8 protein-coding genes are annotated in these 12,150 nt (G+C 59.7%); 6 read left to right on the forward strand and 2 right to left on the reverse strand.

The annotated features are described in order from the left end of the window. Positions 1-105: 105 nt before the first annotated feature. The 4 genes from G6N80_RS21220 to G6N80_RS21235 all read left to right on the forward strand — a co-directional run bounded on the left by G6N80_RS21220 (position 106) and on the right by G6N80_RS21235 (position 2,813). Entirely contained in the window at positions 106-1,401 is a 1,296-nt protein-coding gene (locus tag G6N80_RS21220; RefSeq protein WP_165136591.1) for an Hsp70 family protein, read from the forward strand. Between the two features lie 45 nt (positions 1,402-1,446). Next, entirely contained in the window at positions 1,447-2,322 is an 876-nt protein-coding gene (locus G6N80_RS21225) for a uracil-DNA glycosylase (protein WP_062552804.1), read from the forward strand. Positions 2,323-2,457: 135 nt separating this feature from the next. Further along, a complete protein-coding gene (locus G6N80_RS21230; protein WP_137135294.1) occupies positions 2,458-2,649 on the forward strand; it encodes a hypothetical protein in 192 nt (63 codons plus the stop codon). A gap of 17 nt (positions 2,650-2,666) precedes the next feature. Next, positions 2,667-2,813 (forward strand): hypothetical protein, encoded by a 147-nt coding sequence (locus tag G6N80_RS21235; protein ID WP_156379003.1) that lies wholly within the window; start codon positions 2,667-2,669, stop codon positions 2,811-2,813. Positions 2,814-2,831: 18 nt separating this feature from the next. On the opposite strand, the gene G6N80_RS21240 is transcribed toward G6N80_RS21235, so the two are convergent. Beyond that, a complete protein-coding gene (locus tag G6N80_RS21240) occupies positions 2,832-3,770 on the reverse strand; it encodes a DMT family transporter (RefSeq protein WP_165136594.1) in 939 nt (312 codons plus the stop codon). 292 nt (positions 3,771-4,062) lie between these two features. Between G6N80_RS21240 and pepN the strand changes: the two genes are divergently transcribed. Both pepN and G6N80_RS21250 read left to right on the forward strand, forming a co-directional pair. Continuing rightward, on the forward strand, positions 4,063-6,714 hold the full coding sequence (pepN, locus tag G6N80_RS21245) for an aminopeptidase N (RefSeq protein WP_165137235.1): 2,652 nt from the start codon (positions 4,063-4,065) through the stop codon (positions 6,712-6,714). Between the two features lie 162 nt (positions 6,715-6,876). Beyond that, entirely contained in the window at positions 6,877-9,228 is a 2,352-nt protein-coding gene (locus G6N80_RS21250) for a PAS domain-containing sensor histidine kinase (protein WP_165136598.1), read from the forward strand. Here G6N80_RS21250 and G6N80_RS21255 read toward each other — a convergent pair. Beyond that, positions 9,158-12,136: a bifunctional [glutamine synthetase] adenylyltransferase/[glutamine synthetase]-adenylyl-L-tyrosine phosphorylase gene (locus tag G6N80_RS21255; protein ID WP_165137238.1), complete on the reverse strand. Its 2,979-nt coding sequence runs from the start codon at positions 12,134-12,136 to the stop codon at positions 9,158-9,160. The two genes, G6N80_RS21250 and G6N80_RS21255, sit on opposite strands and share 71 nt — an antisense overlap. Between the last annotated feature and the right edge of the window lie 14 nt (positions 12,137-12,150).

The raw sequence follows: 12,150 nt of genomic DNA on the forward strand, positions 1-12,150 counted from the left end.
TCCTGTGCGATCAGCCCGCCTCCCTATTTTTCAGCGGCGCCGTTTGCGCCTCCATCGGATGCGCCAGTCGCATTCGTATCCAGCACTTTCAGAAAGGATGCGGCCATGGCACGTGCGCTCGGGCTCGACTTCGGCACGACCAATACTGTTCTCGCGCTCGGTGAACCGGGTGCCAATGCCACCCATTCCGTGCCTTTCGTCAGTAGCGCGGGAACAAGCGACAGCATGCGAACCGCCCTCTCCTTCATGAAGGACAAGGCGCTCGGTGCGCAGGCTCTGAAGGTTGAGGCCGGACAGGCCGCCATCCGCCAGTTCATCGATAATCCAGGCGATTGCCGTTTCCTGCAGTCGATCAAGACCTTCGCCGCCAGTGCGGCATTCCAGGCCACCCTCGTTTTCGCGCGCAGGCAGCAGTTCGAGGATCTGATGGAGATCTTCCTGCGCAGGCTGAAGGCCTATGCAGGGGACGCGTGGCCGAACGAGATTTCACGGCTGGTCGTGGGGCGTCCTGTCCGGTTTGCCGGCGCAAACCCGGATGAGGCGCTTGCCTTGCAGCGCTATCGCACCGCGCTGGAGCGCTTCGATTTCCCGGAAGTGCAATTCGTCTACGAGCCAGTGGCCGCCGCCTATTACTTCGCGCAGTCGTTGACTAAGGATGCCAATGTTCTCGTTGCCGATTTCGGGGGCGGCACTACCGACTACTCCTTGATCCGGTTCGAACGCCATGCGGGGCAGTTGCGCGCCATTCCGATCGGTCATTCCGGTGTCGGCATCGCGGGCGATCACTTCGACTATCGGCTGATCGACAATCTCGTCTCGCCGGAAATCGGCAAGGGCAGCCATTTCCGCAGCTTCGACAAACTGCTGGAGGTTCCGGCGGGCTACTACGCAAACTTCGGACGCTGGAACCAGTTGTCGATCTTTAAGACAACGCGCGAGTTCACGGATCTTCAGTCGCTGGTTCGCTCTGCAACGGAGCCGGACAAGCTGGAACTGTTCATCGAGCTTATCGAGCATGATGAAGGCTATCCGCTCTATCAGGCGATTTCCGCGACCAAGATGGCGCTTTCGAACGCTGAAGAGGCCGAGTTCAACTTCTCGCCGCTGGGCAAGGCCGGTCGCCGAACCGTGAAGCGAAGCGACTTCGAAAGCTGGATTTCGGAGGATCTCGCGCGCATCGAAGAGGCGCTGGACGAAGTTCTCGTCAAGACCAATACATCTGCCGACCAGGTCGACAAGGTGTTCCTGACCGGCGGCACCTCGTTCGTGCCGGCCGTGCGCCAGCTGTTCGTCAACCGTTTCGGCACGGAACGGATCGAAAGCGGCGGCGAGTTGCTGTCCATCGCGCACGGACTGTCGCTGATCGGCGAGAGCAAGGACATTGAGCAGTGGGTTGCATGAGGCCAGAGGCTTTATCCGGCAACCGGGTTCGGATAGAGTGAAGTCATGACCTCAGCCTCGGAACTTGCCCCAGCAGAACTCGCAGCCCTTCTGCACTTTTATGCGGATTCCGGATGCGACTGGCTTCTGGAGGACGAGGCCGTTGATCGTATTGCCGAGTTCCAGGCCCAGCGTCTTGAGCGCGAGGCGCAAATGCGCAATCGCCAGCAGGCCGCCCCGCAGACAAGCGAACGGCCTGCCAATGCCGGGCGTTCAGCTCCGTCGCCCGCGGCCCGGACGCCCGCTCCCGGTGTCAATGTCGCCGTGCCCGACGCGGATGCCGTGGCGGCTGCCCGGCAGGCTTGCGCTGCCGCCAACAGCCTGGACGCGCTGAAAGCGGCGCTGGAGGGCTTTTCCGGCTGCAACCTGAAGAATGGTGCGCGCTCCACCGTATTTGCATCAGGCGACCCTTCCTCCGGCATCATGGTCATCGGTCCCATGCCCTCGGCGGAGTGCGACCGGGACGGTATTCCCTTTTCTGGTCGGCCGGGCCAATTGCTGGACAGAATGCTGGCTGCCATCGGACTTCATCGCGACAAGGTGCTGTTGACGAATGTCGTCGCGTGGAGGCCGCCGGGCAATCGTCCGCCCTCGCCCGCAGAGATGGACATCTGCCGCCCGTTCATCGAGCGCCAGATCGAGCTTGCGGCTCCTAACCATCTTCTGATCCTTGGCAATTTCACGGCGCGTTTCTTCTTTGCAGAAGAGCAATCCATCTTTGCCATGCGCGGCACCTGGAGGGATGTGCAGGTCGGTGACCGTGCCATCCCAGCCATTGCAAGCCTGCATCCGCAGGATCTTTTGACGGCACCGGCCAACAAGGCGCTGGCCTGGAAGGATCTCCTCACGTTCCGCCAGCGCATCTCGCTCAACGAGTCGTAAATCCGAGTCTTAAACTTTTATGAAATGTGGTATGCGTAATTTGCATGGCTGCATCACGGTAGCTGCTGTTGAATTCATCATGTTGCGGTGCAATATACAGAAGTGTCTTGGGAGGAACGTTTAGGAACCAAGGCCATGAGCACACGCATTCGCCCCATTCATTCCGGCTTCGAGACGCTTCGTCTTGCAGGCCTATCGCCTCGCTCAACTGCGGGCTACCACAACTTCGGCTCTGCTACGAATGAGCAGCTGACGGCGACGGCCTATGCGCGTCGCGGCGGCCTCTCCCGTCCGACGGCGATCTTCGCCGATTTTCGTGAACGCTGATCAAGGAGTGTGAACCAATGAAGTACAGACTTCGCCAGATCCGCGATAACCTTGCCTCGATCTCTGTCGCTGTTCGTGCGAGCCACGAATACACCCGCTCTGCGGGCCAGAGCGCGGAAAGCCGCGGGCGTGACCATTCTCCGCTCGCCGGTATCCCGATCTGATCAACGGCCATTGATCAATCATGTTGACGGCGAGGATGCCTTCCTCGCCGCTTTGCGTTCCAGCCCAAGCTGGTGCTCGCGATAGATGATGAAGATCCCGGCCGAAACAGTGATTGCTGTTCCCAACAGCATTTGCCAGGTTGGGACGTCGCCGAAAAGCACATAGGCAATTGCGATCCCGAAGATGATCGACGAATAATCGAAGGGAGCGACGGTCGAGACATCGGCCAGCCGGTAGCTCTGCGTCAGGAAGATCTGGCCGAGCCCGCCACAGATGCCTGCACAGATCAGGATCAGCTTCGTCTCCCAGGAAAGCCCATTCCATCCAAAAGGCAGGCTGATGAGCGAGAAGGCCGCAGACAGAAGCGAGAAATAGAGCACAATCGTAAACGTCTTCTCGGTCTTTACGAGCTGGCGGGTCTGAACCATGGCGAGACCGCCGATCACTGCCGATAGCAGAACCGCTATGGCCCCCGTCGCCTCGTTGGCTCCCATTCCGCCCTGTTCGAACATGGTCAGCTTCGGCCATGAAATGATCAGAACGCCGAGAATCCCGATCGCAACCGCAGTCCAGCGATAGATTCGCACCTTTTCCTTCAGGATCAGCGCGGCAAAGATCACCGCCATCAGCGGCGAGGCATATCCGATGGCAATGGCATCCGGCAGCGGTAGATGGATCAGGCCGAAGAAACCCATGACCATGGCGATCATTCCGAGCGTGCCGCGCTTGAGATGGCCTGTGAAGCTGGACGTCCGGAAGGCAGAGGCCAGTTCCTTTCGCATAGCCAGATAGACGAAAATGGGGATGAGCGCGAAGAACGAGCGATAGAACGTAATCTGCCCTGCCGGAATGCCTGCGCCTGCGGCCTTAATGAAGGTCTGCATGCCAAGAAAAGCCATGACGGACAACAGTTTCATGAGGATCCCCCTCAAGGGATCCGGGGCTTCGGAACTCATGCTTCACTCGTGGCGGCTTGTTTTTCAAAGATCCAAGCCATTCGCAAACTTCGGGGATCAGGCAGGCTGGGCAGAAGTGTAACCTGATTTGGTGAAACGTTTCATCACGACTTTTGATAGAATGATGATTTCCGGAAATCACACGCAGGTTTTAGCGGACGTGTTGAGGGATTAGTGTTTTTATTTGGGACCGCTTTAGCAATCGTTCAGTTTTGGATGCAATAGTGCCGCGAAACTGGGCAAGTAGAGCTCGTCAAAACCGATCGGTCATTCCATTTCAGGAAGCAACATGCTGCGTACAGACACGGGTCAGATCGTACATCTGGCAGATTATCGCCCCACCGATTTCGTCCTGGAACGCGTCGATCTGACCTTTGAACTTGATCCGCAGGCAACGCGCCTGGAATCCCGGCTCATCTTCCATCGGCGTGAGGGCGTGGACGCGTCGGCGCCTCTGGTTCTGGATGGTGACGAACTGGTTCTCACCGAACTGCGTCTCGACCAGAACGAGATGCCTGCCAGCCAATACGATCTTTCTCCCGATCAGCTGGTAATCCGCGACCTGCCGGGAAGCGAACCGTTCGAAGTGACGGTCATTACGACCATCAATCCGGAGGCCAACACCCAGTTGATGGGTCTCTACCGTACCAATGGCGTCTATTGCACGCAGTGCGAGGCGGAAGGTTTCCGTCGCATCACCTATTTCCCGGACCGTCCGGACGTACTGGCGCCCTATACGGTGACCATCATTGCCGACAAGGCAGCCAATCCTGTTCTGCTGTCGAACGGCAATTTCCTGGGCGGCGGCAATTACGACGAAGGCCGGCATTTCGCCGCCTGGTTCGATCCTTTCCCCAAGCCAAGCTACCTGTTCGCGCTCGTCGCCGGTGATCTTGGTGTCGTGGAAGACACGTTCGTCACGATGTCGGAACGCGAAGTTGCGCTGAAGATCTATGTCGAACACGGCAAGGAAGATCGCGCAGCCTATGCCATGGATGCGCTGAAGCGGTCGATGAAGTGGGACGAGGAAGTCTTTGGTCGCGAATACGACCTCAACATCTTCATGATTGTCGCCGTATCGGATTTCAACATGGGGGCCATGGAGAACAAGGGCCTCAACGTCTTCAACGACAAGTATGTTCTGGCAGATCCCGAAACGGCAACGGACCAGGACTACGCCAATATCGAAGCCATCATTGCCCACGAATACTTCCACAACTGGACGGGCAACCGCATTACCTGCCGCGACTGGTTCCAGCTCTGCCTGAAGGAAGGCCTGACCGTCTATCGCGATCACGAGTTCTCCGCCGATCAGCGCTCTCGTGCAGTCAAGCGCATTGCAGAAGTGCGCCATCTGAAGGCCGAACAGTTCCAGGAAGATGGCGGCCCGCTGGCGCATCCGGTGCGTCCGACGGCCTATCGCGAGATCAATAACTTCTACACGACCACGGTCTACGAGAAGGGCTCCGAAGTCACGCGGATGATCGCGACGATCCTTGGCAAGGATGGCTTCAAGAAGGGGATGGACCTCTATTTCGAGCGCCACGATGGCGAGGCGGCAACGGTCGAGGATTTCGTGAAATCCTTCGAAGATGCCAACAGCGTCGATCTCAAGCAGTTCTCGCTCTGGTACCATCAGGCGGGAACGCCACTGGTGACGGCATCCGGCATCTATGATGCGGTGGCCAAGACTTTCACGCTCTCTCTGGAGCAGATGATCCCGGCCACGCCGGGGCAGTCCACCAAGCAGCCGATGCATATCCCGCTGTCCTATGCCCTCATTCAGGACAATGGCGCCCTGCTTGATGCGCCCAAGGTCAGCGGCGGTCAGGTCACGGCCGATGTTCTGCACCTGACGGAAAAGGCTCAGGTCTTCGTTTTCGAAAATGTACCGACACGTCCGGTGCTTTCGTTGAACCGCGGTTTCTCTGCTCCGATCAATCTCGATTTCAAGCAAAGCACCGAGGATCTGGTGCGCATTGCCCGCCACGATACGGACCTGTTTGCCCGCTGGCAGGCGCTGACGGATCTGGCGCTGCCCAACCTCCTGCAGGCAGCCAAGGATGCGCGTGAAGGCAAGGCCATCACCTGCAATCCGGTTTTCATCTCCACCTTGCTGGAAGCGGCAGCCGATGAAGCACTCGAGCCGGCTTTCCGTGCTCAGGCGCTCGCTCTTCCCAGCGAGGCGGACATTGCCCGTGAGCTTGGCAGCAACATTGATCCTGACGCCATCCATAAGGGCCGTCAGGCTATCCTGAAGGCCATTGCCGAAAGCGGCCAGTCTGTTTTCGAGAACCTGTTCAACACGATGAAGCCGGAAGGCGCCTTCAGCCCTGATGCGGCAAGCGCTGGCAAACGGGCACTGCGCAACAGCGCGCTTGGCTATCTGGCCTATGTCACGGGCGGCACCGAGCGCGCCGCCAAGGCCTTCGCGGATGCGGATAACATGACCGATATGGTTCAGGCCCTGACGGTTCTGGCGCACCGCTTCCCGGAGGATGCGGCAACGGCAGAAGCACTGGCAACCTTCGTCAAACGTTTCGAAAACAACCCGCTTGTTCTGGATAAGTGGTTTGCACTGCAGGCCACCATTCCGGGCGGAGATACGCTGAACCGTGTCAACGCCCTGATGGAGCATCCGCTCTACGTTGCGACGAACCCGAACCGAGTTCGTTCGCTGGTGGGTTCACTTGCGTTTGCCAATCCAACTGCCTTCAATCGCGCCGATGGTGAGGGATACCGTTTGCTGGGCGCTCAGGTCACGCAGATCGATCCGCGCAATCCGCAGCTTGCTGCGAGACTGCTGACCGCCATGCGCTCCTGGCGGGCGTTGGATGCCAGCCGCGCCGACCATGCGCGTGCGGCACTACTGGAAATCGACCGCACATCAAAGCTCTCGACCGATGTTCGGGACCTCATCGAGCGGATGCTGAAAGACAGCTGAGATCAGCCAGCCTGGCGCCCCTGCAGGATCGCGGGGCGCCATTTCCGCAATATGGTTAAATTTTTCTTAAAACCGCATCTGGACAAGGCGAATCAGCAATGATTCACTGCCCTCGGATCGCAACATGATTTGCGAATCACTCACGAGGGATCAAGCAAAGCGATGGCGGACGTGCAGCGGGAAACCGCGGCCGAAGGGCGGCTGTTTTTCAAATTCTGGGATCGGGTGCTGCTGTGGCTGCTGGCCATCGGAGACCGATCGCTGCGCATTGGTCAGCGTCTGCAGGCCATTCCGAACCTGGATGTCTGGCTGAAACGCGCAATCCCCGTCCTCATCATCGCCTTTCTCAGCGTCATTGCCATTTCCCGACTGATGGGTCTTGTGTCCGAACGTGCCCGGATGGAAGAGGATGCCCGGCAAACCACGGCGCTTCTGGCCGCCATCGGCACCTCCGCCCTTCAGGGTCACGACGAGATTTTCGTTGCCGCCGATCAGGCAGCCGCTGAGCAGCGCCTCAAAACGTTGCCGCAGGATCTGGATCGGCAGAGCTTCATCCTTCTCGTCAACAGCACCGGTCGGATCTTCAGTGCGACGGGCAGCGCCAAGTCGTTCATCGGGGCGCGGTTCGATTCCTTTTTGCCGGAAATGGTGGCCCTGCGCCGCTTCGGCGGAGGCAATGGCATTATCGAAACCACCTTTGAGGGCGCGCCCCATTATGCAGCCATTCGCAGCATCGGCGGCGGATTGCTGGTGGCGGGTCACTCTCTGGACGAGATCGATCAATACTGGCGCCAGCAGGTCTCGCTGAATGTGACGCTTTTCACCGGCATTTCTTCGGTCATGCTGGTTATCCTCTACGCTTACTACGTGCAGGCCAAACGGGCCCGCGAAGCCGACGAGATCTTTCTCGAATCCAACATGCGTGTCGAAACGGCTCTCTCGCGTGGACGCTGCGGTCTCTGGGATTTCGATCTCACGAACCGCAAGCTGTTCTGGTCGCGCTCCATGTATGAAATGCTGGGACTTCCGCCCGGCAACAATGTGCTGTCCTTCAGCGAGGCTGCCCGGATGATGCATCCGGCCGATGGCAACCTCTTCGCGCTTGCCCGTGCGGTCGGTCGCGGCAATGCAAAGCAGGTCGACCAGGTTTTCCGCATGCGCCATGCGGCCGGTCATTATGTATGGATGCGGGCCCGCGCACAGGTAGTCAAAACAGGCATGGGTCGGACCCACGTCATCGGCATCGCCATGGACGTGACGGAACAGCACCGTCTTGCCCAGCGCTATGCGGAGGCGGATCAGCGTCTGGCGGACGCCATCGAGTGCACCTCGGAAGCCTTCGTCCTGTGGGACAAGAACGACCGTCTGGTCATGTGCAACACGCACTTCCAACAGGCATACGGCCTGCCCGACAGCGTACTCGTTCCCGGCACGGAGAAGGCCATCGTGACGGCTGCGGCCTCTCGGCCCGTGGTAGAGCGGCGGATTGCGGATCCCGACCAGAACGGCTTTTCGCGCACAATCGAAGTGCAACTGGCCGATGAACGCTGGCTCCAGATCAACGAGCGGCGCACGCGGGATGGCGGTCTTGTGTCAGTTGGCACAGATATCACACTGCTCAAGCGGCATCAGGAGCGCCTGCGTGAATCCGAGCGCCGACTGATGGCAACGATCGGCGATCTCTCGTCATCCCAGAAGAAGCTGGAGCGCCAGAAGGCAGAACTGTCCGTCGCCAATGCCAATTATTTGGCCGAGAAGGATCGAGCGGAAGCCGCGAACAAGGCGAAGTCGGAATTTCTTGCGAATATGAGCCATGAGTTGCGCACACCCTTGAACGCGATTCTCGGTTTCTCTGAAATCCTGTTGAACGGCATGTTCGGCCCGGTCGGCTCGCCGAAATACAGCGAATATGCCAAGGACATCCACGAAAGCGGAAAGCATCTGCTGAACGTCATCAACGACATTCTCGACATGTCGAAGATCGAAGCAGGCCACATGAAGATCCATTGCGAGTCGATTGATCTGGCGCCCCTGATCGAGGAGAGCCTACGCCTCACATCAATCCCGGCTGAGGAAAAATCGATTATCGTGACGCAGCGTCTCAGCCCGGATCTGCGCATGGTGGGCGATCGCCGTGCGATGAAGCAGATCCTGTTGAACCTGCTGTCCAACGCCGTGAAGTTCACCAACGAAGGCGGACGCATCGAACTGCGCGCCCGCGAGACGGCCAAGGGCCTGCGCCTCACCATTGCCGATACGGGGATTGGAATTCCGAAGGCGGCGCTTGGGAAGATCGGCCAGCCGTTCGAGCAGGTTCAGAGCCAGTATGCCAAGAGCAAGGGAGGCTCCGGCCTTGGGCTTGCCATTTCCCGCTCGCTGGTCACACTCCATGGCGGCTCCATGCGCATCCGTTCCCGCATGAAGCACGGCACGGTCGTCGCGCTTACGATCCCGGGGGGCGCCGGCGCGTCGTCGACTGGAAAACCGATCGCACGCCCTTCGACAGCCGCTTGAGGTCTGCCTCCACCAGTTTGAGGTTCGGGGCATCCACAGCCGTGGATAGCCGCTCGATCAGACCTGCGGGCGCATCCTTAGGGTCGAACTCGCTGCCGACACACAGCCGGATGATCTGCGAAAGCTCCGTGTAGACGGCGAGCGCCTGAAGGCAGAGATCAAGATCGTCACGGCTGATCATGTCCTGCGCATAGAGCATCAGGCTTCTGCCGGTGCCCGTCAACTGACGCTCCTCAGCGGTCAGGCTGCTGGCCCGCCCGTTCATCAGCCGGGCAAACTGCGCCAGAAATTCAATGTCGATCAGGCCGCCCGGTATAAGCTTCAGATCCCATTGGTCGCGTGGTGGCTTTTCCTGTTCGATCAGCGCGCGCATCTCGGCCACATCGGCTGCAATTCTGTCACGCTCCCGTGGGCGGTTGAGGATCGATGCGATCACATCATCCGCCTCCCGCATCAGGCTGTCGTCGCCGCAGATCAGCCGTGCTCTCGTCAGCGCCATATGCTCCCAGGTCCAGGCTTCCTCTTCCTGATATTTGCGGAAGGAATTGATCCGTGTGGCAACCGGCCCCTTGTTGCCGGAAGGCCGCAGGCGCAGATCCACCTCGAAAACGATGCCCTCCGCAGTTGGCGCCGACAGCGCTGCGATCAGCCGTTGCGTGATGCGTGTGAAATAGCGGAGTGAATCGAGCGGCTTATCTCCGTCCGATTCAAGGGCGCCGTCATCATAGTCGTAGAGCAGGATGATATCGACATCGGAACCGGCGGTCAGCTCGAAGCTTGCAAGCTTGCCCATGCCGATCACCGCGATCCGCCCGCCCGGAAAGTCCCCATGCGCCTGCCGGATCTCGCTGCGCACGCCCTCCAGCGCCTTGGCGATAATCAGGTCAGCCAGATCGGTAAAGGCATGCCCCGCCTGAATGCCGCTGATGCTGCCCGTCAACAATCTTATGCCGATCAGAAAGCGTTGCTCCGAGGCAAAGATGCGCAGTCGGTCAAGCAAATCCTCATAATGCCGCGCGCCGCCGAGAAAGGTCGTCAATCGTTCCTGCAAGTAATCGCGTGTCGGCATCTGCGCCATAAGGCCGGGGTCCAGCATGCCGTCGAATACATGCGGCCTCGCGGCAATAATATCCGCAAGACGAGGTGCCGCCGACATGACCGTTACCACCAGGCTCAACAGGTTGGGATTGTTGCCAAGAAGCGAGAAAAGCTGGATACCGGCTGGCAGTGCTTTCAGAAAGCCATCGAACCTAAGCAGCGCCTCATCAGCGCGCTTGCTCTTGCCAAAGGCCATCAGCAGTTCCGGCATCAGTTCCGTCAGCCGTTCGCGGGCCTCGACCGATTGCGTGGCGCGGTATCGTCCGTAATGCCAGGTGCGGATGACGCGGGACATATCGGCAGGCCGCTCGAAGCCCATCCGCTCCAATGTCTTCAGGGTTTCCGGATCGTCGTTCTGGCCGGTGAAAACCAGATTGCCATCGGCGGCGGAAAGCTTTGTCTCCTGCTCGAACAGCCGTGCATAGCGTTTCTCCACGGTGCGCAGGATCTCTTCCAGCCTGTCGCCAAACGCCTTGGTATCGGCAAAGCCCATCATGAAGGCAATGCGCTTCAGCTCCGCCTCGCCCTCGGGCAAGCGGTGCGATTGCTCGTCGCGCACCATCTGGATGCGATGCTCCACATCCCGCAGAAACCAGTAGGCCTCCGTGAGTTCCATGGCGATCTCGGGCCGTATCCACTGCGCATCGGCAAGTGCGGAAAGTGCATCCTCGGTGCGGCGCGCCCGCAAGGGGGGCATGCGGCCTCCCGCGATCAGCTGCTGGGTCTGCACGAAGAACTCGATCTCCCGAATGCCGCCCCGCCCTAGCTTCACGTCATGGCCCTTCACGGCAATGGCGCCGTGGCCCTTGTGCGCGTGGATCTGGCGCTTGATCGAGTGAATATCGGCAATCGCTGCGTAGTCGAGATATTTGCGGAAAACGAAAGGAACCAGCTGGCGCAGGAAATCGGTGCCTGCCTGAAGGTCGCCAGCAATGGGCCTTGCCTTGATGTAGGCGGCACGTTCCCAGTTCTGCCCCCGCCCTTCGTAATAGACGAGCGCCGCTTCGACGGAGACGGCCAGAGGGGTCGAGCCCGGATCAGGCCGCAGACGCAGGTCGGTGCGGAACACATAGCCATCGCCCGTGCGCTCCTGCAGCATGCGGATCATCCGGCGCATCATGCGACCGTAGAGCTCGCTCGCCTCCAGCGGGTCCGGCAGGATGCCGCTCTCCGGGTCATAGAAGACAACCAGATCGATGTCTGAGGAGTAATTCAGCTCCTCCGCACCATGCTTGCCCATGCCGAGCACGATCAGCCCGGACCCTTCACTGGGTCGTGCGGGATCGTTCAAGGTCAGCTTGCCTGCGTGGTGCGCCGTCACCAGCAGATGGTCAATCGATGCGGCGACGGCCACATCCGCCAGCCTTGTCAGCCAGCGGGTCGTCTGTCTTGCATCGTGCAGACGCGCCAGATCGGCCAGCGCCAGAAGAACGCTGACCTCCCTCTTGGCATTTCGGAGCGCCGTCATCACTTCGGCTTCTGTGGGCATGGATCCATCAGAGCGCGGTTCCCAACTTTGCCGCGCGGCCTCCACGCATTGCGCCAGCAGCTGTTCTACCGGTGCAGAGAGGTAGCGCGCCAGCATCGCGGGACGGATGGAAAGGCTCTCACGCAGGTAGGGAGAAAGCGAAAGCGCTGCGGCCAGGAATTCCTTCAGTACGCCGCCATCCTTCAGCATCTCGGCGACAACGGGCTCCTGTCCGGCGATCTCTTTCAGAACCGCATTGGCAGCCCTCGCCTCCGTCTGGTTGAAGGCGCGCAAGGGGTTGTCGCGAAGCTCGCCCAGAGAGTGCACCTGCTCAGCCACGATACGAACCTCCCAAT

This window comes from Rhizobium rhizoryzae, assembly GCF_011046895.1.
GTDB lineage: Bacteria > Pseudomonadota > Alphaproteobacteria > Rhizobiales > Rhizobiaceae > Neorhizobium > Neorhizobium rhizoryzae.